Source organism: Myroides albus (genome assembly GCF_024722315.1).
Lineage (GTDB): Bacteria > Bacteroidota > Bacteroidia > Flavobacteriales > Flavobacteriaceae > Flavobacterium > Flavobacterium album_A.
On record NZ_CP102754.1, the window covers coordinates 1,571,334 to 1,593,971 of the forward strand.

At 32.4% G+C, this 22,638-nt stretch carries 17 protein-coding genes; 10 read left to right on the forward strand and 7 right to left on the reverse strand.

The window, feature by feature from the left end; translation table 11 throughout:
• Positions 1–5 precede the first annotated feature (5 nt).
• Positions 6–356 carry a hypothetical protein gene (locus NWE55_RS07295; protein ID WP_155090600.1) on the forward strand — a complete coding sequence of 117 codons (351 nt, stop codon included), beginning with the start codon at positions 6–8 and terminating at the stop codon, positions 354–356.
• Positions 357–371: 15 nt separating this feature from the next.
• The gene (locus tag NWE55_RS07300; protein ID WP_155090599.1) at positions 372–617 is read left to right on the forward strand and encodes a DUF6327 family protein; all 246 of its coding nucleotides are present in this window, start codon (positions 372–374) and stop codon (positions 615–617) included.
• Between the two features lie 72 nt (positions 618–689).
• Here the strand turns inward: NWE55_RS07300 and NWE55_RS07305 are convergent, their stop codons facing one another.
• The 3 genes from NWE55_RS07305 to gltX form a co-directional block, all read right to left on the reverse strand.
• Positions 690–1,658, reverse strand: a complete 969-nt coding sequence (locus NWE55_RS07305) for an SPFH domain-containing protein (protein ID WP_155090598.1) — start codon at positions 1,656–1,658, stop codon at positions 690–692.
• Positions 1,659–1,708: 50 nt separating this feature from the next.
• Positions 1,709–2,230: a hypothetical protein gene (locus NWE55_RS07310; RefSeq protein WP_155090597.1), complete on the reverse strand. Its 522-nt coding sequence runs from the start codon at positions 2,228–2,230 to the stop codon at positions 1,709–1,711.
• 124 nt (positions 2,231–2,354) lie between these two features.
• Positions 2,355–3,869, reverse strand: coding sequence for a glutamate--tRNA ligase (gene gltX, locus NWE55_RS07315; RefSeq protein WP_155090596.1), 1,515 nt, complete (start codon positions 3,867–3,869; stop codon positions 2,355–2,357).
• A 2,685-nt stretch (positions 3,870–6,554) separates the two neighbouring features.
• Between gltX and ybeY the strand changes: the two genes are divergently transcribed.
• The 5 genes from ybeY to NWE55_RS07340 all read left to right on the forward strand — a co-directional run bounded on the left by ybeY (position 6,555) and on the right by NWE55_RS07340 (position 13,987).
• Positions 6,555–6,974, forward strand: coding sequence for an rRNA maturation RNase YbeY (ybeY, locus tag NWE55_RS07320; RefSeq protein WP_155090595.1), 420 nt, complete (start codon positions 6,555–6,557; stop codon positions 6,972–6,974).
• 16 nt (positions 6,975–6,990) lie between these two features.
• On the forward strand, positions 6,991–8,868 hold the full coding sequence (gene mnmG, locus NWE55_RS07325) for a tRNA uridine-5-carboxymethylaminomethyl(34) synthesis enzyme MnmG (protein WP_155090594.1): 1,878 nt from the start codon (positions 6,991–6,993) through the stop codon (positions 8,866–8,868).
• 1,005 nt (positions 8,869–9,873) lie between these two features.
• Positions 9,874–10,713 (forward strand): class I SAM-dependent methyltransferase, encoded by an 840-nt coding sequence (locus NWE55_RS07330; RefSeq protein ID WP_258204681.1) that lies wholly within the window; start codon positions 9,874–9,876, stop codon positions 10,711–10,713.
• Positions 10,714–11,000: 287 nt separating this feature from the next.
• The gene (locus NWE55_RS07335; RefSeq protein WP_155091906.1) at positions 11,001–11,582 is read left to right on the forward strand and encodes an OmpH/Skp family outer membrane protein; all 582 of its coding nucleotides are present in this window, start codon (positions 11,001–11,003) and stop codon (positions 11,580–11,582) included.
• Between the two features lie 116 nt (positions 11,583–11,698).
• The gene (locus NWE55_RS07340; RefSeq protein ID WP_155091907.1) at positions 11,699–13,987 is read left to right on the forward strand and encodes a helix-turn-helix domain-containing protein; all 2,289 of its coding nucleotides are present in this window, start codon (positions 11,699–11,701) and stop codon (positions 13,985–13,987) included.
• A 6-nt stretch (positions 13,988–13,993) separates the two neighbouring features.
• Here the strand turns inward: NWE55_RS07340 and NWE55_RS07345 are convergent, their stop codons facing one another.
• On the reverse strand, positions 13,994–15,142 hold the full coding sequence (locus NWE55_RS07345) for a DNA polymerase III subunit (RefSeq protein WP_155091908.1): 1,149 nt from the start codon (positions 15,140–15,142) through the stop codon (positions 13,994–13,996).
• A 284-nt stretch (positions 15,143–15,426) separates the two neighbouring features.
• Here NWE55_RS07345 and NWE55_RS07350 point away from each other — a divergent pair, with 284 nt between their 5' ends.
• The 3 genes from NWE55_RS07350 to NWE55_RS07360 all read left to right on the forward strand — a co-directional run bounded on the left by NWE55_RS07350 (position 15,427) and on the right by NWE55_RS07360 (position 19,212).
• A complete protein-coding gene (locus NWE55_RS07350; RefSeq protein ID WP_155091909.1) occupies positions 15,427–16,617 on the forward strand; it encodes a phosphoglycerate kinase in 1,191 nt (396 codons plus the stop codon).
• A gap of 68 nt (positions 16,618–16,685) precedes the next feature.
• Complete coding sequence (locus NWE55_RS07355) at positions 16,686–18,230, forward strand: lytic transglycosylase domain-containing protein (protein ID WP_155091910.1); 1,545 nt, start codon at positions 16,686–16,688, stop codon at positions 18,228–18,230.
• A 4-nt stretch (positions 18,231–18,234) separates the two neighbouring features.
• Positions 18,235–19,212: a DUF4837 family protein gene (locus NWE55_RS07360; RefSeq protein ID WP_155091911.1), complete on the forward strand. Its 978-nt coding sequence runs from the start codon at positions 18,235–18,237 to the stop codon at positions 19,210–19,212.
• Positions 19,213–19,336: 124 nt separating this feature from the next.
• On the opposite strand, the gene NWE55_RS07365 is transcribed toward NWE55_RS07360, so the two are convergent.
• The 3 genes from NWE55_RS07365 to NWE55_RS07375 form a co-directional block, all read right to left on the reverse strand.
• Positions 19,337–20,140 carry a tyrosine-protein phosphatase gene (locus NWE55_RS07365; protein ID WP_155091912.1) on the reverse strand — a complete coding sequence of 268 codons (804 nt, stop codon included), beginning with the start codon at positions 20,138–20,140 and terminating at the stop codon, positions 19,337–19,339.
• 83 nt (positions 20,141–20,223) lie between these two features.
• Positions 20,224–20,607, reverse strand: a complete 384-nt coding sequence (gene rnpA, locus NWE55_RS07370) for a ribonuclease P protein component (protein ID WP_155091913.1) — start codon at positions 20,605–20,607, stop codon at positions 20,224–20,226.
• A gap of 76 nt (positions 20,608–20,683) precedes the next feature.
• Positions 20,684–22,570: a M1 family metallopeptidase gene (locus tag NWE55_RS07375; RefSeq protein ID WP_155091914.1), complete on the reverse strand. Its 1,887-nt coding sequence runs from the start codon at positions 22,568–22,570 to the stop codon at positions 20,684–20,686.
• Positions 22,571–22,638: the final 68 nt, after the last annotated feature.

Below are 22,638 nucleotides of genomic sequence, written 5' to 3' on the forward strand. Positions count from 1 at the left end.
GTAATATGGCTTTCGACGAGGTTAAATCAGAAATGACTAATATTAAAGAAAATTCGGAAGAATTTATCAAGTCAACATTAGACTATTATCGCTTATGGGGCTTTAAAGTAAGTGTCAAAGCTGGTAGTATCTTTATGACATTGATATTAGTAAGCTTATTTTCAACATTGGCCTTATTGTTTATATCCTTGTTCGCAGCCTATGCTATCGGTGAAGCTTTTAATAGTACTTCAACAGGGTTTTTAATTGTTGGTAGTTTCTATATCTTAGTTTCTATTATTGCTTATTCATTTAGAAAATCTTTAGTAGAGAGACCTTTGATAAAAAAACTATCAGAAATATTATTTAATGATTAAATTCGAATCGAACTCATGAGAAAGCAATATACATCCTTAGAGGAAATTAATTCGGATTTAAAGATTTTGGAAGTCAAACGCGAAATACACTACCAAAAGATTTTTCAATCTGTAGACGATATTAAAGAAGAATTATCACCTGATAGATTAGTAAAAAATACAGTCGGTTCTATTGCAAACTTTGTAAAATCTTCTGGGAGTTTACAAGCTTTTGTAATTACAACTGTTTTAAAATATCTCTTTAAAAAGAGAAGACAATAATCAAAAAAGGCTAATTACAATGTAATTAGCCTTTTTTGATTCTATTATACGTTTTAAAGAACGTTCTCTAACCTAGTTAAGGTCATCTTCATTATCGTTATTTTGTTGCTTATAACCTCCTTTTTTAGCTAATGCAATATTGGGAGTTTCCATCATATCTTTAACTTTACTACTCGCTGCAAATGAAGCAACCATATTCGTTAACATATCTGTTGCAACAGAAGGTGAATTTGGCAATAAGATTAAGTTAGAGTTTGTTTCACCACCCACTGATTGCAGTGTATCATAATGCTGAGTTACAACAATTAAAGCTGATGCTTCTTGTGAATTAATACCCACTTTATTCAATACGTCAACACTCTCTACTAATCCTTGAGCAATTTCTCTACGCTGATCTGCAATACCTTGTCCTTGTAAACGCTTAGATTCTGCTTCTGCTTTAGCTTTCGCTACAATGCGTATTCTACTTGCTTCTGCTTCATACTCCGCAGCTACTTTTTCTCTATCAGCAGCGTTAATACGGTTCATCGCATTTTTAACTTGGATATCCGGATCAATATCTGTGATTAGAGTATTAATGATATCATAACCATAAGTGGTCATAGCTTCATTCAATTCTGCTTTAACAGCTACAGCGATATTATCCTTGCGCTCGAATACGTCATCTAAGATAAGTTTCGGTACTTCAGCACGTACTACGTCAAAAACATAGGATGTAATCTGATCATGAGGATACTCTAATTTATAAAATGCGTCATATACGCGATCTTGGATCACTTTAAACTGTACTGAAACTTTCAACTTAACAAATACATTGTCCTTTGTTTTTGTTTCAATCAATACGTCTAATTGCTGAATACGAAGGTTAACCACTCCTGCAATTTTATCCACAACCGGAATTTTAAAATTCAAACCAGATTGACGAATACTATTAAACTTACCAAAACGTTGTACAACAACAGCACTTTGCTGCTTAACAGTAAAAATTCCCAAAAAGATAATTACTACTATAATTACCCCTACAATAATAGTTGGATTCATAACAATTTATTTATATTTAATTATTTACAAAGTAACTCAAAAGAATTAACCTAATTCGCTTTTTTCAAAAAAGTGACCTTTACCACAAGCAATGCAAGTTCTTCAGCTGGTAAAGTAGCAATATCTGGATAATATTTAGTCAAGATAGGTAACGCATCTATAGCTTTAAAATCTAATACTAAATACTCATTGGATTTTTTTAATAAAAAAGCGGTTAAGATGCGGTTATCAAACTCAAAACTCAATGTGCCTATTTGGTGTTTCCACTTAAATGGGTAGTTCACAATACTACAGGATTCACTGTATACGCTAAATGCTCCTTCAAAATTTTCAGACATAGACAGGATATCGCGATCACATCCATCCTTGTGAGGATAAGGGGTAGATAATAAAACCTCACCTATTATTGGTTTAATTTCAATTTTATTAGGCACCCATTCACCAACAAGGTGTTTTTGTACAAAATGGTTCCACGCTTCTTCAGCTTTGTCTCCTAATTTATTGTCATCATTGCTACATGAAAAACATAAACTACAAAGCATTAAAGAAAATAAAAACAGTAACTTTTTCATTTTTGAATGCATTAGTATGCTATAAAATTACATTTTTTTTAACAAAAAAACTATTCTATAGGTTAACTATACAAAAAAAGGGGCTCATGAAACATGAGCCCCTTTGCTAAACTTTATTAGTAAGTTAGTTATTTCTTTGAATAGCTAACTTTATTCTATCGACAGTTTCGTCTTTTCCTATCATCTCGATGATGTCAAATAAGTCTGGTCCCTTTACAGCACCTACTAAACTAAGGCGAAGTGGTTGCATCACTTTGCCCATTCCGATACCTTGCTCATTGATCCAATCCTTCACGATAGACTCTATATTCTTCGCTTCGAATGTCTCAATACCTTTTATTACATCAGACACTTGTGTCATAATACCAGAGGTATCTTCTTTCCAATTCTTTAATGCCTTAGCATCATATTCTGTTGGCTTTACAAAGAAGAAATCACTCAACTCATAGAAATCAGCTACGAATGTTGCTCTCTCTTTGATTAATCCCACTACTTTCTCTACATAAGCATCTGTCGCCTCGATACCATTCTCTTTTAAGATTACTTGGTATGCCTTAGCTAAGTCAGCATCGCTTTGTAGTTTCAGATAGTGCTGGTTAAACCATTTATTCTTCTCTGGGTCAAACTTAGCACCTGCCTTGTGCACACGTGTTAAATCGAACTTCTCTACTAGCTCTTCTAATGAGAAAATCTCTTGATCTGTACCGTCATTCCATCCAAGTAAAGCAAGGAAGTTCACCACAGTCTCAGGGTAGAATCCTCTCTCTCTATATCCAGAAGATTTCTCTCCAGATGTAGGATCTTGCCAATCTAATGGGAACACAGGGAATCCTAATTTATCTCCATCGCGCTTAGATAACTTACCGTTACCTACTGGCTTAAGGATTAGAGGAAGGTGAGCGAACTCAGGAGCTTCCCATCCGAATGCTTTGTATAACAACTCGTGTAGTGGAAGAGAAGGTAACCACTCTTCACCTCTAATCACGTGTGATGTCTCCATAAGATGATCATCCACGATATTAGCTAAGTGATATGTCGGCATTCCGTCACTTTTATACAACACTTTATCATCTAATAAGCTCGTTTCGAACTTGATATCACCTCTGATAATATCTTTTAGATGTAAAGTCTCTCCTACAGGAGTCTTAAAGCGGATAACATAAGCCTCACCATTAGCTATCTTAGCATCTACTTCCTCTTTACTTAATTTAAGAGAAGTACTCAGCTGCTCTCTATTCGTATGATTATATATAAATGTCTTTCCTTCAGCTTCAGCGTCTTTTCTCAATTGATCTAATTCTTCAGCAGTATCAAAAGCGTAGTATGCCCATCCACTTTCGATCAGTTGATCAGCATATTGTTTGTACAATTCCTTGCGTTCACTCTGTCTATATGGTCCGAACTTTTCATTCTTACCGATAGTCTCATCTGGTGAAATCCCCAACCATTCTAAAGCTTCTAATATATAAGCCTCAGCTCCTGGTACAAAACGATTTTGGTCAGTATCTTCTATTCTAATATAGAATACTCCGTTGTGCTTCTTAGCGAATAAATAATTGAATAACGCGGTTCTTACACCACCAATGTGTAAAGGCCCTGTTGGACTTGGTGCAAAACGCACGCGAACTTGCTTAGCCATTTTGTTTAAAATTTTTTACAAAGATAACATAACTGTCAATTAATAAGTATATAACTACTCAAAAAGTAATCATTTGAAAGATATACGTCACATAGAAAAAAGAAATAACCTTAAGGGTAAATACATAGACATACAACTACAATTTAGTATGTACTTATACATAAAATAGAAATAAAATGACACGATGAAGATGGCATTTAAAGTGTATATAAAATAGTATTAATCGGACATTTTTATAATAACGTAAAAAGAAATAATATGTCTTTCAAAAAGATTTACAACTTGCTTTTCGAGAAAATATCAACTTAAAATAGAAGGAGTTTTACTTCTCTAAAACAATATTTTCTGGATTAAAACATGTCTATATTAAGCGTAAAATCTGCTTTACTACAGAAATATTTAAACTCTATTTAGCACATAAGAGAACTAAAACAGGTAAAAGACAACATCTTACTAAATACTATAATCTATTAATAATTAGCTACTTATGTGTTATCAACATAAGAAATAATTAAATCGCTTAAAAAGCAGATAATCAATGATATATAAATCAACAAAAAATGTTGATAAATATGGAAAGTTTGAAATAACTATTTTTTGGATTTTAATAAAATTTTACAATACACTACATCGAAGGTCAATTCCAAATTAACTTTATAAAAACTATTAGGTAGATATCAATAATGAACTAAGCACTTATCAACAGAAATTAACACCTAAACTTATCCTAAAAAGGTTGTTGATAACGATAATAAGCTATGTTGATAAACAAAATAATCCTTTAATTTTAAGCAATTTAAAAATTAATAATATGTTGATAAGTATTAATAATTGATAATACGAAATCTATAGAAAAAAGTTATGCTACATATTAACAAGCTATATACATACATATCTTTTTTTATAAATTTTCTTTTTTCTTTTATTAATAATTTATGTTGTTAATAAAGGTTGAAATTGTTTTTTTCACGTGGAACATTTTTCCGACGATTTGTGTGCTTTTCTATTTTGAGTAAAGTGATGGGAAAAATTATTTGTTCTTTTGCGGTTCGAGATTTTTAAATATTTTTTGTTTTCTGTTTTTATTGATTTTCTTTTCTCGAGTTTTGCCAGTGCTTATTGTCTTTTTATTTAATTGTGCTTTTTTCACCCATTATGTAGTTTGTACACATGTACTTTTTTTGATAGTCAGTGACAATTTTATTTTGGAGTATCAGAATTTTATTTTGTTCAATTTTTTTTGAAGGTAGTAGTGTATTTATTTTAATGTTGCTTTTAGTGACATTCTTTTTTCCTTTCGTCCCATAGTTGTAGTATTTTGTACTATGAGACAGTTATTTTTTTTTATGAGATTTATAGAGCCTTAGATTTTTGATATGATCTTATTTTGATTTTGTTCTATGGGTTTTCTCCAGGGTATAATTGTGCTATTCTGTACTAAGAGACAGTTATTTTTTTTTATGAGATTTATAGAGCCTTAGATTTGGGATAGAATTTTATTTTGATTTTGTTCTGTAGGTTTTCTTCTGCTTATATTTGAGATATTCTGGATTAGAGGACAAGCAGTTTTTTTTATGAGATTTATAGAGCCTTAGATTTGGGATAGAATTTTATTTTGTTTTTGTTCTGTGGGTTTTCTCCAAGGTATATTTGAGATATTCTGGATTAGAGGACAAGCAGTTTTTTTTATGAGATTTATAGAGCCTTAGATTTGGGATAGAATTTTATTTTGTTTTTGTTCTGTGGGTTTTCTCCAAGGTATATTTGAGATATTCTGGATTAGAGGACAAGCAGTTTTTTTTATGAGATTTATGAAGCCTTAGATTTTGGATAGAATTTTATTTTGTTTTTGTTCTGTGGGTTTTCTTCGTGGTATATTTGTGATATTCTGGAGTAGAGGACAAACAGTTTTTTTTATGAGATTTATGAAGCCTTAGATTTTGGATAGAATTTTATTTTGTTTTTGTTCTGTGGGTTTTCTTCGTGGTATATTTGTGATATTCTGGAGTAGAGGACAAACAGTTTTTTTTATGAGATTTATGAAGCCTTAGATTTTGGATAGAATTTTATTTTGTTTTTGTTCTGTGGGTTTTCTTCGTGGTATATTTGTGATATTCTGGAGTAGAGGACAAGTAGTTTTTTTTTATGAGATTTATGAAGGGTTAGATTTTGGATAAATTTTTTTTTGATTTGATTCTTTGGGTTTTCTTCGTGGTATATTTACGATATTCGGGAGTAGAGAGCAAGTAGTTTTTTATGAGATTAATACTGCACAAAGTTTTAGGTGTTTTCTATTTCTACACTTGTAGCTATTCTTCTGTATTGGTTGTATATATTTTGTATATTTGATTTTTGGTATGAGCAATATTAATCGATAGTTCTAAGTTTTATTTTCTATTGATCTCTTAAGTTGATGTTTGGTAGTACCATAGTATAAGAATACTATCGTAAACTATTGTTAGTAAGGAGAGTTTGAGATATAAGTTTGTTTCTACTACTCCTATTTTTATAGCCTGTATTTACCTGGTTCCGGCATTTGCATTTTTTCTTAATTTTACTTATCTACTTATTTTATTCTTTGATCCTGGGCTAATTTGTTTGTAAAGAAATATTTATGCTTTTATTTTCTAAGTTTTTTATTTTTCATTGTACCTTTGGCACTCAAATTTTTTATAGAAAATAAGTATGGTTATTTTTAATTATGAAACTGATTTTCAGTTAGATAACGAAGAAAAGTATGAAAATTGGATTGAACATATTGTAGAGTCAGAAGATTTTTACTTAGGTGATATTAGCTATATTTTTTGTACTGATGATTTTTTACATGAAATTAATGTAAAGTATCTTGATCACGACACTTTGACTGATATTATTAGTTTTGACTATACGGAAGGTAGTATTATTTCAGGTGATATTTTTTTGTCCATTGATAGAGTTAGAGAGAATGCATTAGAGTTTGGTGTTGATTTTGATACTGAACTACTAAGAGTTATGGCTCATGGTGTATTACATTACTGTGGATATAAGGATAAGACTAAAGAAGAAAGTGATTTAATGCGTCGTAAAGAAGATGAAAAGATGACTTTGTTCCACGTGGAACAATAATTTTAAAATTTAATGAATGAGTATTTTTCAAGATAAATATGATGTAATAGTAGTAGGTGGAGGGCACGCTGGTTCGGAGGCTGCTGCTGCCGCTGCAAATATGGGTTCTAAAACTTTATTGATTACAATGAGTTTGCAGAACATCGCTCAGATGTCATGTAATCCTGCAATGGGTGGTATCGCAAAAGGGCAAATCGTAAGAGAGATTGATGCTTTAGGAGGGTATTCCGGTATTGTATCAGATAAGACTGCGATCCAGTTTAAGATGCTTAATAAGTCTAAAGGACCAGCTATGTGGTCTCCACGTGTTCAGTCTGACCGTATGCGTTTTTCTGAGACTTGGAGACTTATGTTAGAGGGTACACCTAACCTTGATTTTTATCAAGATATGGTGAAATCTTTGATTATTAAGAATCATAAGATCGAAGGTGTAGTAACTAATCTTGGGTTAGAGATAAAAGCTAAGACAGTTATTTTAACGAATGGTACATTCTTAAATGGGCTTATCCACATCGGAGAAAAACAGTTCGGTGGTGGTAGAGCCGGTGAGGGTGCTGCTTACGGTATAACAGAAGATCTTGTGAAAGCTGGTTTTACTTCTGGAAGAATGAAGACAGGTACACCTCCAAGAGTGGATGGTCGATCATTAGATTATAGTAAGATGGAAGTGCAAGGGGGAGATATTAACCCTTCTAAGTTCTCGTACTTAGATGTGACGCAGCCATTAGTTCAACAAAGAGACTGTTACATGACGTATACTTCTCCTGAAGTACACGATTTATTAAGAGAAGGTTTTGATCGTTCTCCTATGTTTACTGGTCGAATTAAGAGTATTGGACCACGTTATTGTCCTTCTATTGAAGATAAGATTAATCGTTTTGCTGATAAAGATAGACATCAAATATTTGTAGAACCTGAGGGGTGGAATACTTGTGAAATCTATGTAAATGGATTCTCTACTTCACTACCGGAGGAGGTTCAGTTTAAGGCTCTTCGTTCGGTAGCTGGGTTTGAGAATGCTAAGATATTTAGACCTGGATATGCTATCGAATATGATTATTTTCCACCTACACAGTTAAAGCATTCGCTTGAAACTAAACTTGTAGATGGATTGTATTTTGCTGGACAGATCAATGGAACTACTGGTTACGAAGAAGCAGCTGCACAAGGATTAATGGCTGGTATGAATGCGGCTTTGAAAGTGAAAGAAGAAGGAGAGTTAATCCTTAGAAGGGATGAAGCATATATAGGAGTATTAATAGATGACCTAATTACGAAGGGGACAGAAGAGCCTTATAGAATGTTTACATCTCGTGCGGAATACCGTACCTTATTACGTCAAGATAATGCAGACTTTAGATTAACACCGAAGTCTTTTGAACTAGGTTTAGCTACCGAAGAACGTATGAGAAGAATGGAACATAAGCAGACAGAAGCTGAAAACTTCGTTCAATTCTTTAAGGAAACAAGTGTAAAAACAGAGGAAGCTAACCCTATCTTGGAGGACAAAGGTTCATCTCTAATGACTCAACCTGATAAGATGTTTAAGGTCTTTTCTCGTCCACAAATTGAACTGGAAGACATTCTTAAATTTGAGAAAGTAAAGGCTTATGTAGAAGATCATAATTTAGATCAAGAGATTATTGAGCAGGCCGAGATCCAAGTAAAATACTCTGGGTATATTGAGAAAGAAAAGAATAATGCTGATAAGTTGAATAGGTTGGAGGATGTGCGTATACCTGAGAATTTTGATTATGATAAGATAGTGTCACTATCATTTGAATCACGTGAGAAGCTAAAGAATATTAGACCTATCACGATATCTCAAGCTTCTCGTATTAGCGGAGTTACTCCTACGGATATCTCTATTTTACTGATACATATGGGAAGATAGTTAAAGTATAGCTATAATATAAAAAGGGATTGTTTCACGTGGAACAATCCCTTTTTATATCCTTTTTCTTTTGTTCCACGTGAAACATTATGGATTTTTAAGGTGGTTTAGGTGTTTATTTTAATTGATAATTCTAAAAGAGTAGGAGATGTTTTTTACTATTAAATTATTAATATGTTTATTGGTTAGGCTTTATTATTAGAGTAGAAATTTACTTCATGTTTTTTCTTCATGTTTTTTCTTCATGTTTTTTCTTCATGTTTTTTCTTCATGTTTTTTCTTCATGTTTTTTCTTCATGTTTTTTCTTCATGTTTTTTCTTCATGTTTTTTCTTCATGTTTTTTCTTCATGTTTTTTCTTCATGTTTTTTCTTCATGTTTTTTCTTCATGTTTTTTCTTCATGTTTTTTCTTCATGTTTTTTCTTCATGTTTTTTCTTCATGTTTTTTCTTCATGTTTTTTCTTCATGTTTTTTCTTCATGTTTTTTCTTCATGTTTTTTCTTCATGTTTTTTCTTCATGTTTTTTCTTCATGTTTTTTCTTCATGTTTTTTCTTCATGTTTTTTCTTCATGTTTTTTCTTCATGTTTTTTCTTCATGTTTTTTCTTCATGTTTTTTCTTCATGTTTTTTCTTCATGTTTTTTCTTCATGTTTTTTCTTCATGTTTTTTCTTCATGTTTTTTCTTCATGTTTTTTCTTCATGTTTTTTCTTCATGTTTTTTCTTCATGTTTTTTCTTCATGTTTTTTCTTCATGTTTTTTCTTCATGTTTTTTCTTCATGTTTTTTCTTCATGTTTTTTCTTCATGTTTTTTCTTCATGTTTTTTCTTCATGTTTTTTCTTCATGTTTTTTCTTCATGTTTTTTCTTTACGTTTTTTCCTGCTGGTGTATTCACTTTGTAATTGACTTTCTTTTCAATTTAAATCTGTTTTTCTTTCAGAAATTGGATAGGAGATTTCAGTTGTTTTATATCTTTGTTTTAATAACTTTTAAATAGTTGATAGTAGTGAAGAATGTTTTTCTATCAGTAAAAGATTTTACTGTATCAGGAGAGGAGTTTGATTTAATTGTGGATGAACGTTTAAATATTTTGCGTACTACCCCTGTTCCTTCTAATGAAGTTATTGGTGATTATTATTTGAGTAATGATTATATTTCTCATACGGATAGAAAGCAAACTTTTTTTGAGAAAGTATATCATCTAATTAAACTGTATAGTTTAAATAAAAAAGTTAGTCTTATCAATTCTTATCATCATAAGAAGGGGGTACTTTTAGATATAGGATGTGGTACTGGTGATTTTTTAACTTGTGCAGCAAAGTTAGATTGGAATGTATTAGGATTTGAACCTAATTCTAAAGCGAAGACTTTAGCTGTTAGTAAAGGAGTTGAAATCTGTGATGATCTGGATACTATAGAAAATGGAAGTGTTGATGTATTAACTCTATGGCATGTATTAGAGCATATACCAGATTTGGATGCCCAGGTACAAGAGTTTGTTCGTTTATTGAATAAACAAGGCGTTTTAGTTATTGCTGTTCCTAATTATGAATCTTATGATGCTACATATTATAAAGAGTATTGGGCTGCTTATGATGTTCCACGACATTTATGGCATTTTTCCAAAGAGTCATTAACTAAGCTTTTAGAGAATTATGGTTTTCAGTTAGAATCTATCAAACCTATGTACTTCGATAGTTTTTATGTTTCATTGTTATCAGAAAAGTATAAGAGTGGAAGATTGAATTGGTTGAAAGCTTTTCGCATTGGTTGTCTGTCTAATTTTAAAGCCAGAAAAACAATGAATTTTTCATCTCTTATTTATGTATTCAAATTGAAGGAGTAGTTCTTTTGATTTTGTGTGCTCCATTGCTATTTTGTCATCTTTTATTAGATTTCTAACATTTTTAGAGTGTGATTCTTGTTTTAAAGCTTTTTAAAGCGATTAATTACAGTTATGTATATAAATGTATGGTTTATTTGTAATAATGTCTTAAAACAGCTTTATTAAAGCTTGTTTTTATAGATAGTATTTATGATTTATAAGATAGCTATAAGTATTATCTATATTTATTTTTTTTATTATATAGCAAAAACTTTTGTTACATTTACATCAGTTTAAAAAAATAAGAAATGAAAAAAAGTTTATTAGTCTTAGGCTTAGCAACAATGTTGTTTTCTTGTAATAATTCTACTTCAAATGAATTTAAAACTGGATATGTAGATTCAGCTAAATTGTTTAAAGAATATGAAGAGGTTAAAGATGTAGAGTCTAAATTGAAAATTAAAGCTGACGAAAAAGGTAAAGCTTTTGATGGAGAGGTAGCAAGTTTCCAAAAGGAGGCTGAAGGTTTCCAGAGAACAGCTGCTCAAAAAGGGCAAGCTTGGGCAGAGCAAAAAGCTAAAGAACTTCAAAGAAGAGAACAAGAGTTACAGTTTAAGCAAAATACTTTGATTCAAGAGCTTCAAAAAGAACAAGGAGAACAAATGGATCTTGTTGTTAAGAAAGTTAAGGAGTATATTGCTGAGTACGCAAAGAAGAATAATTTTGAGTATGTTTTTAATACAGATGACGCTTCTACTATTATCTATAGTAAAGACGGTAATGATATTACAGATATTATCTTAAAGGAATTGAATGCGAAGTACAAGGGAGATTCTGCTGTTGCTAAAACAGACATCGCTCCAACTGAAGCTACACCAGAAAAAAAATAATAGAATCATTTTTCTATATATTGTATAAAGAGAGACTTACATAGTCTCTCTTTTTTTATTGTTCGTTTATCGATTTATGTTTTCTAATTATTGTAAATTGAACCAAAATTAAAAAAATGAATACTTTTTCTGAAGAAGCTAACTACGTTTTACAGTTTATAAACGAAACTAATCGCAGTATTTTTTTAACAGGAAAGGCTGGTACTGGTAAAACTACGCTGTTACGTGAAATTATCTCTACAACGCATAAGAATACAGTTGTAGTTGCTCCAACTGGAATAGCTGCTCTGAATGCTGGTGGAGTGACTATTCACTCTTTATTTCACTTACCTTTTGCTACTTTAGTACCAGATACAAAGAATCCTCCAATTTTTACAGATCATATTAAGATTGAGAATAGAGTTTCTTTAAGAAGGCATATGCTTATGAATAATGCAAGACGCTCTATTTTTAAGAATATGGAATTGCTTGTTATTGACGAAGTTAGTATGCTGAGAGCGGACGTTTTGGATGCAATGGACTTTGTTCTACAGTCGGTGCGTAAGAATAGTATGCCTTTTGGTGGAGTTCAGTTACTATTTATAGGCGACTTATTACAATTGCCTCCTGTAGTCAAGAATGAAGAATGGGATATTTTGAAGCGCTATTATGATGGAGTGTACTTTTTTCATGCTGAAGTTATCCGAAACAATCCTCCTTTATACATCGAATTAGAGAAGATATACAGGCAGTCAGATGACCGTTTTATTACCATTCTCAATAATTTGAGAAACAATAGAGTTACGCGTGAGCAGGTCGAGATACTCAATGCTTATTTAGACCCAACTTTTGATGTAATGAAGAATCCTGGTTATATCACGCTGACCACTCACAATGCTACAGCCGATAAGATTAACACTGAAGCTTTGAAAGAAATTGATAATAAGGAGTTCAAGTATGAAGCTGAAATTGTAGGTGATTTTCCAGAGAAGATATTTCCGATTGAATTTAATCTCGGGCTAAAGAAAGGTGCGCAAGTTATCTTCATTAAGAATGATATTTCTCCTGAGAAGAAGTTCTTTAATGGGAAAATGGGCGTTATTGAACGCTTATCTTCTAATGAAGTGTTTGTTCGCTTTCCAGAGGAGAATGTTACAATTGAAGTAGAACGCTATGAATGGCAGAATATCAAGTATACAGTAGATCAGAATACTAAGGAGATTAAAGAGGATGTATTAGGTACATTTACTCATTATCCTTTAAAACTTGCATGGGCAATAACAGTACACAAAAGCCAAGGTTTAACTTTTGATAAAGCCGTGTTAGATGTATCTCGTGTTTTCTTGCCAGGACAAGCTTATGTTGCATTATCTCGTCTGCGATCGTTAGAGGGGCTTGTCTTATCCAGTCCGTTGCGTATGAATGGATTAGAAAATGATACAGATGTGATGTCATATTCTCAGAATAAATCTTCTTTGAACGAGTTAGCATTTCAATTAGCTGAAGAGACACAAGTATTTTTGGGCAAATTTTTAATAAAAACATATTCTTGGTTTGATCTTAATACTTCTTGGCATACTCATTTGTACGGTTATTTGGCCGAAACAGATAGGAGTAAGAAGTCTTCTTATAAGCAATGGGCTGAGAAGATTACTAAAGAATTAGATAGTATACTTATTAATTCAGAGAAGTTCGTGAAGCAGTTGAAAGCATTGTTTCAAGAAAAACCTTTTCGATTTGATTTTACTAAAGAAAGAGTTTTTAAGGCTTATGATTATTTCTTTCCAAAGATGGATCACATTGTTTTTGAACTGCTATTTACGATAGCTCAAGTGAAACGTCAACGCAAGATGAAAGCTTTTTACGAAGAGCTTGTTGTTTTAGAGGATGAGCTATTAACAGTGGTTTTAAATATGAAGAAAGCCAACAAAATGTTAGAAGTACTTCACGAAGGGAAGAAATTATGCAAGGAGAATTTGCGTACTTTAGATAGTAGTGAATATAAAATCAACCATTTAGTTGCTATTGCTGAACTCATTAGAAATACAACTTTAGCAGTTGATGACGAGTATGATTTAGCCGATTTTAGTTCAGATAAAAAAGCAAAAGACAAGAAGGAAAAGAAAAAGCCAACTTATATGATTACGCTTGACCTGTGGAAAGAAGGTAATCGCATCGATGAGATTGCAGAACTTAGAAAACTTACTAAAACTACAATATATTCTCATTTAGGTAAGCTTGTAGAGGATAATTCCTTATCAATAGAAGATATATTACCTTCTGAAAGAATAATTGAATTACAGGCTTTATTTGAAGAATTTCATGGGAAGTCTATCTCAGAAATAAAAGCTGAGATAGAAGATAAATACTCTTGGGAAGAATTGAAGTTGTACCAACGATCTCGTCCTTCTGCTGCAGAAGGTTAGTATTTATTATTTTCTGTGTATTAATCTCGTTAGTTTGATTGATAAATCTGTAAATATCATTTTCGCATTTCCATTGCGTTCAATGTGATAAATAGCATCAGATAACTCATTAAATATATCTTGAATATTTGCTCCATTTACAAATGGGGCAAAATTCTCTAACTTAAATTTATCAACTGTCGTTTGGTAGTAAACTAAGTTAGGTGTTTGATAGTTTAACAATAATGCTTGTCTAAATAATTCAATGCAGTATTCTATAAATTGCTTTTGTTGTTCGCGACCTAATGAAGCTAACTCCTCACTCCATTCTATCAATTCTTGAATAACTCCAGCATTTCCCTTTGCTCTAAAGGCTGCTCTTACCCATTGTACAAACCATTTTTCAAATGGAAGTGCAACATCTATATTCTCAAACAAGTGAAATGCTTTATTAAGGTTCCCCTGAGCTTGTTTAGCTATTATCGCAGCTTGGTTTGTTGGGCAATTGTATTTAACTACTAATGCATTCTCTATTTCCTTGTCATTTAAAGGGTTAAATCTCAATATTTGGCAGCGAGATAAAATAGTCTGTAAAATGCTCTTTTCATTCTCAGTAATCAATAAAAATAGCGTTTTAGCAGGTGGTTCTTCTAATAGTTTTAATAATTTATTAGATGCCTCTGTGTTCATTTTATCAGCCATCCATATAATCATGATTTTGTATCCTCCTTCATAAGACTTTAGGGCCAACTTTTTGATTACTTCGGAAGCTTCGTCTACACCGATTTGCCCTTGTTTGTTTTGAATCTCTATCGCATTATACCAATCGAACAAGTTGGAATAGGGATTCTTCTTTAAAAAAGCTTTCCATTGATCAGCAAATAGATCACTCGTTGCGTGTTTCTTTACTTGATCTGTAGTTGCAACCGGATAAACGAAATGTAAGTCTGGGTGAGAGAGATTTGAAAATTTTAGATTGCAAGATTCGTTTCCTCCTGTATTCTCATTCCCTATGTTTTTACACAATAGGTATTGTGCATATGCGATTGCCATAGGCAAAGTTCCCGAACCTTCAGGACCCACAAATAGTTGAGCATGAGGGATTCGACCTGATTGAGCACTTTGTATTAAGTGATTCTTAATATTATTTTGACCGATTATTTCTGAAAATTGCATAGCACAAAGATAAATAAAATGCTAAGTAAATTAGTTTTATTTATAATTCAAAGACTATTGGATTTTAAGTGATTAATTGCAGTCTTTTGTAAGATGTATTAAAACAAGTTATTTTAATTATTCTGTTTTTTAAATTTAAAAATGTGCTGTATGTGTTTTTATTTAAGAATTACTCTATTATATTTATACTATAATCTCTTTCTGTAATAAATATCAGTCTTTTAGTTTACAAAATGGGTTATATTTGTGAATCAATAAAAAATAACTGGTTCAAATTTTTATATATGAAAACAATTAATGATTTCAATTTTAAAGGTAAAAAGGTTTTAATCCGCGTTGATTTTAATGTGCCTTTAGATGCAGACTTTAACGTTACTGATAGCAACCGTATTGAAGCTGCTAAGCCAACTATAGAAAAAGTTACTAAAGATGGAGGTATCGCAATTCTTGTTTCACACTTAGGGCGACCAAATGGAGAGAAAAATGCGAAGTATTCTTTGAAACATATTGTTTCTAAAACGGAAGAAATTTTGGGAAGCAAAATTACTTTTGTTGAGGATTGTGTTGGGGAACCAGTGAAAAAAGCAGTTGCTAATGCTAAAGCAGGTGATGTGATTTTATTGGAGAATTTGCGTTTTTACAATGAAGAAGAAAAAGGTGATGAGGGATTTGCAAAAGAATTAGGTTCAGTAGCTGATTTTTATATTAACGATGCTTTCGGTACTGCACATAGAGCACATGCTTCTACAACTATCGTTGCTAAGTTTTTCCCTGACAATAAATGCTTTGGTTTCTTATTAGCTAAAGAAATCGAAAGTTTAGATAAAGTACTTCACAGTAAAGATAAGCCTGTAACTGCTGTTTTAGGTGGTTCAAAAGTGTCTTCTAAAATTACTATTATTGAGAATATTTTAGATAAAATTGACCACATGATTATCGGTGGAGGTATGGCTTTTACTTTTATCAAAGCTATGGGTGGAAAGATTGGTAATTCTATTTGCGAGGATGATAAGTTAGATTTAGCACTTGATATCTTAGCTAAGGCAAAAGAGAAAAACGTTACTGTTCATTTGCCAATTGACGTAGTTGCTGCTGACGCTTTTGCAGCTGATGCGAATACTAAAATTGTCAATGTAAAAGAAATTCCTGATGGATGGCAAGGATTAGATGCTGGTCCAAAGACTTTAGAAGGACTAAAATCTGTTGTATTAGAGTCTAAAATCATACTTTGGAACGGGCCTTTAGGGGTATTTGAAATGGATAAATTTGCAAATGGAACTATTGAATTAGGAAACTTCATTGCTGAAGCTACTAAGAAGGGGACTTTCTCTTTAGTTGGAGGGGGAGATTCTGTTGCTGCAGTTAAACAATTTGGTTTAGCTGAGAAGATGAGTTACGTTTCTACTGGTGGAGGCGCTATGTTAGAAATGTTAGAAGGTAAAGTATTACCTGGAGTAAAGGCTATTCAAGATTAAGTTAAATACATTCACAGAAGAAAACTTTTAGTAAGGGTTTTCTTCTGTGATTTTTATAAGAGAAAAGTATGAAATACAGTGGGTTTGTTGTTCTTACTTGCGGCTTGTTTTCTATAGCAAGCTTAGCACAGTCGAAAGAAAGACATATTTTGGTCGAAGAAAATAATGTTGAGAATATTACTAATCAAAAGATTAATGTTGCACAAAGTAAAATTGAAGATCCAAGTGTATATTTAGATTCTATTAAAGCAACTTTTGTCAATCATAAAATCACCAATAAGATAGAGAAACAGTGGTTGAATAAGTTGAATAGTTCTGATATTTACGAAGAGATTCAAGAAGATATAGAAAGTATCGATTTAGCTCAAATAGACGATGAATATGACGGGTTAACTACTGATCTTTTAAAAGAACGTTTGCAATTACTTAATGAGAAAACACCTTTTAATGTGGAGTATAATGAAACATTAGAAAAGGTGATAAAGTCTTTTTTAAAGAAAAGAAAACGCTCTTTTGAACGATTAATGGGGGCTTCTGAATACTATTTTCCTCTGTTTGAAGAGAAGTTGGCTAAGTACAACGTTCCTTTAGAAGTGAAGTATTTGTCTATAGTGGAATCTGCTTTGAATCCCAATGCGCGATCTCGTGTGGGAGCTACTGGACTGTGGCAGTTTATGTATGCGACTGGTAAACAGTATAAGTTAGAAGTGAACTCTTTTGTAGATGAACGCATTGATCCTGTTAAATCTTCAGATGCAGCGGCAAAGTTTATGTCTGATTTGTATAGAATGTTTGGAGATTGGGACTTAGTTTTAGCTTCTTACAATGCTGGACCTGGTAACGTTACTAAGGCTATGCGTCGATCTGGGGAGTTTAAAAATTACTGGAATATTAGACATAATCTTCCACGTGAAACACAAAACTATTTACCAGCATTTTATGCTACAATGTATATGTTCGAATATGCAAAAGAACACGGTATTAATGCAGATAAAACTCCTATCCAGTTAGTTGAAACAGATACTATTGCTGTGAAAAGAGCAATTTCTTTTGATCAGATTTCTAAACTTTTAGATATTACAAACGAAGAAATAGAGTTTTTAAACCCTACTTATAAACTGAAGTTTATTCCTTATGTGAGTGACAAAGTGAATGTTGTCCGTTTGCCAATTGATAGAATAGGAATTTTTGCTTCTAATGAGGATAAGATTTATGCTTATGTGGATTTTGAAGAATCTAAAAAGGAAAAGCCTATCTACAATATGAACGAAATGCTTGCTGAACGCAGTGACTATAGATCAAAGTACCATACAATCCGCAAAGGAGAGAGTGTTGGTATTATCGCTCAGAAGTATGGACTGACTGTTGCACAGTTGAAGAAAATGAACAACATGAAGAGCAATACAATTTACCCTGGTAAAAAGCTAATTGTTGGAAAAACGGTAGTGGCTCAAGCTTCTGCCTCAAAAGGTTTTTATACGGTTCAGAAGGGAGATTCTCTATATTCTATTAGCCGTAAGATACCGGGAGTTACCATTGCGAGATTATGTGAGTTAAATAACATGCAGAATGATTCGCCTATTCACCCTGGAATGAAATTGAAAATAAAGTAATTTCATGCATAGAATACTGTCTGTTTTATTTCTTTTTTTGCTCTTGAGCTGTAAAGATGCTCTAAGAAGGGATTCTTTACCTCATTCATTTGGTGAGCACAATAGTATTTTAGTCGTTATTGATGATAAGCTATGGTACGGAAATATTGGAGATAGTATTCGTTCTTATTTAGCCTCTTTTGTAAAGGATGTAGAGCCTGCAGAATCGGAGTATAGCCTTTTGCAAATTTCTCCGAGGTTGTTTGATCAAGACTATAAGAAGTATAGGAATATTGTTGTCTTTTCTGATAACCACAATGATATAAATTTTTCCTATGAAGGGAATAAGTTTGCATCACCTCAAAACTATTTTGTCGTCACAGCAATGAATCGAGATGAATTAGTAAATACTTTTATTCTTGAGAATGATTCAATTAAGAATTTGATTAAGAAAACGGAGATTCAAGTGTATATAGATAATATTCGCTCTGAAAGATTACATCCTAAGGAGCTTTTATCACATCCTTTTGACATTGAGTTAGACTTACCTGTTACTTTCAAACAAGCTAAGAAAGGGGAGGACTTTATTTGGTTTAAGAAGGATATCGCATCGGGTAGTAGTAATATTCTTGTTTATGCAGTGCCTATCCACAATATTGAAAATGTGAACAATACTGTGATTGACAATATTATAGCTACTAAAGATTCAGTAACAAGAAAGTATATTCAGTCCTCTGAAGTTGGATCTATGATGAAAACCTACATCAAAGAGATATCTTCTCATAAGTCTATTGTCTTAGGAGGTAAAGAAGGTATTGTAATCGAAGGAACCTGGGATATGTTGAATAGTTTTATGACAGGGCCTTATATGACTTATGTTTTTAAGGATGAGGAAATTGACCGTTATGTTTTTATCGAAGGGATGGTTTATAATCCTTCCATGAGCAAGCGAAAGATGTTAGCTGAATTAGAGGGAATTATTAATACAATATATTTTAAATAAAGAGAGAGGTAATCCTTATTACCTCTCTCTTGTTTTTTAATGTGTATTTAAGCTATTATCTTACGTTTTATATGTATTGTGTTTTAACCTTATAATTAAGGTCTTAAATGCTTTTAAAAAGCGTTTATACATTTAAGTATATAGATTGAATTTTCTCTTTATCCACTTTTAATTGTTTAGTCAAGTAATGATCTATTGAAGAATATTCTTTATCAATGATATGGAATATTTCATTTAAATAAGCTTCTTTCACAGTCATCATATCGTTGAATGCTTGTTTCTGATTCTCGTGTTCCAATTGATAGACTGCAGACAATTGATTGATCATTGTTTGTACAGAATGATTTGTTTTTAAGTAATCTTCATAGATAAGTTCTCTCTCTATATCTAAGGCTGAAAGAAATAGTACTGCTGCAAAACCAGTTCTATCCTTTCCTGCTGTACAATTGAATAGAGTAGGAGTTCCTTGGTTGTTTATTAATTGCTCGAAGAATAGACGGTATTCTTTTTGATTCTCCAATACGAGTTGTCTATAGATACTCAAGAGGTATTCGTTTGCACCTTCTACATCTCCGCTTACAACAATTTTCTCAATACTACTTGGTGTTATTTTTCCTGGCGTGATAGGTAGGTGTATTGCATTAGTAGTGCAGTTTGGCAATTTATGGGGTTGTAAGCTTACTTCTTGTTTACTTCTGAAGTCAATAACGGAAGTTAAATTTAATTCACCTAATAACTTTATATCTTGATAGGTTAGGTCGTTAAGTTGCCCAGATCTAAAAATAATACCTTCTTTGATAGGTACGCCTTCTTTATTAGGAATTCCCCCTAAGTCTCTAAAATTTGTTTGGCCTTCTAAGGTTAACTTTGAAGAAGACAGTTGCACCGGGTTTTGTGAAGTGTGAAGTAAATTAGAAGATTTAAGCATTCTTTATTTCATTTTATTTGATCGTGTACTCCCCTAAAATACAAATAAAAATACGAATGTTAAAATCCTCAGTTAACTTTTGACTATTGCTTTTGTTGCAATTGATCTTTGAATTTCTCAAACATCTTAATCATTTTTTCATTCACTTCAGCAAAACTTAATCTGTCTTTGGTTTGATAAAACAACATTATAGCATAAGGCTGATCTATTATTTCTAAGAGTAAATGTTTGTTCAAGCGGTAAGATTCGCGAAGTAGTCTTTTGAAATAATTTCGATCAACCGCTTTTTTAAAGTGTTTCTTTGATACTGAAACTCCAATAGAAAGTGGAATGTTATCTTCTTGTTTATTCTCCAATGGTATATAGACCATACGCAAAGGGTATTTGCTGACAGACTTTCCTGTAGTAAATAATTCACTTATAGTAGTATGACTCTTTAATTTTTCCTCTTTTGGATAGGTAAACATGTTTCATTGGATTAGAATGCAAAGGTAGAAAAAGCTTAGGTATATTTAATAAAAAAAGCCACTTGCGTGGCCTTTTTTACTTTTGATATAAATTATTTTCTTGATTGACATCAGCCATAAATTGGCTTGGATCGATCATGATTGATTTAATACTTCCTTTTGCTTTTGGAATTATAAATTTGTACTCTGGTTGAGCCCATCCCCAGCCATCTAATACTGTTCTTTCGTATTGTACATATTGATTTGGTTTAGTCCAATGCATAGAAGTGTATGGTATGTAGAAAGTTTCCATGGTGTCATCTTCGTATACAACTAAGATATCTAACGGCATTCCACTTCTTCCAATTCTTTCTAAGGTAACTAATGTTTGATTCTTTTGAACTTCTTCTACAAATTGAACTGCATAGTCAATCGTATTGTTTGTTAAAGTCCAATCAATCATATACCAATCTAATACAGCACCAGAAACTCTCTCTGCTGTGCGTTTAAAGTCATTTGGTGTCGGATGACTAAACTTGTAATCGCTATAGAACTTCTTAAGGGATGCCATCATATTATCCCATCCTATGATGTAAGATAACTGTGTTAAGAATATAGCTCCTCTGCTATAGGCAGATGTTGAGTACGCTCTATTTGTTAAGTAGTGATCAGAATGTGTAGAAAGTGGTTCGTGCATATTCTTTTCAACTAATTTATAATAGCTTTTGTAGTTTGACGCAAATGGATTAGAACCTTGTTCTGGTAGTATCTTTACCATAGCCAAATCTGAAATAAAGGTCGTAAATCCTTCATCTATCCATTCGTGTTTAGTCTCATTTGTCGCTAAGGCGTGTTGAAACCAACTATGTGCTAATTCGTGAGCTGTAACTCCTACTAAGCTTTCAAAGTTTCTTTCTCCTGTGATTAGTGTACACATTGAATACTCCATTCCTCCATCACCTCCTTGTATGACAGAGTATTGTTCGTAAGGATATTCTCCTACATTCTCATTGAAAAACTCCATTAATTGAGCTGTTATTGGTTGTAGTTTTTTCCAATTCTCAATAATAGCAGGATTGTTCTTGTACAAGAAATGAAGTTTTACGCCATTTGGCCCTTGATAGGTGTCGTGAATATAATTGTTATCTGCTGCCCATGTAAAATCTAAAACATTTTCAGCTTTAAAATGCCAAGTTAATGTTTTGTCTTTTTTAGATGTAGCTACCTCTGTACCTGCATCTTGATAACCATGTCCAACCTCATTGTTATTCACCAATATTCCAGTACCTCCGACAGTATATTCTTTGTCGATTGTAATTTTAACATCAAAATTTCCCCATACACTGTGAAACTCTCTTCCTAAATACTGTTCTGTGTGCCAACCTTCAAAGTCAAATTCAGCCATTTTTGGAAACCATTGTGCCATGGAAAGTGCTACTCCTTCTTTTGATTGACGACCTGATCTTCTCACCATTTTAGGTGCTTGTCCTTCAAATGTCATAGTCAATTCTGTAGAGGTATTAGGAGCAAGAGGTTCTTTTAACTCTACCTCTAAAATAGTACCTACTGTTTTTGTAACCAATATTTGTCCATTCTGTTTTAAGTCACTCACTTTGACAAAACCTATTTCATCGGGTTTTAGTTTTGTGATTTTGCTTTCAGTAACTTTTCTTCCTCTGATATTTTTTGTATCTACCATTCTTGAATCAGGATCAGGAATGCTATTCAATAATGCATCCATGTCACTGCCTGGTTGAAAAGCATTGTAATACAGGTGGTAATACACGTTTTTCAAAGTATCATTTGAGTTGTTGGTATAGACAAGCTTTTGCGTTCCTTTATAAGTGAACTTCTTCACATCAACTTTCACATCCATTTCGTAGTCAACGTGTTGCTGCCAATATCCTGGGTTCGGATTATTATGCGCATCTACACTGATAAGGCCTGTTAGTGTTAAAGTAAGGGTTAGTATTAGTTTTTTCATAATTGATTATTCAAATTAAAACTCCACAATCATTTGGGTTTATAATTGTGGAGTCTGTAAAAGTGTTA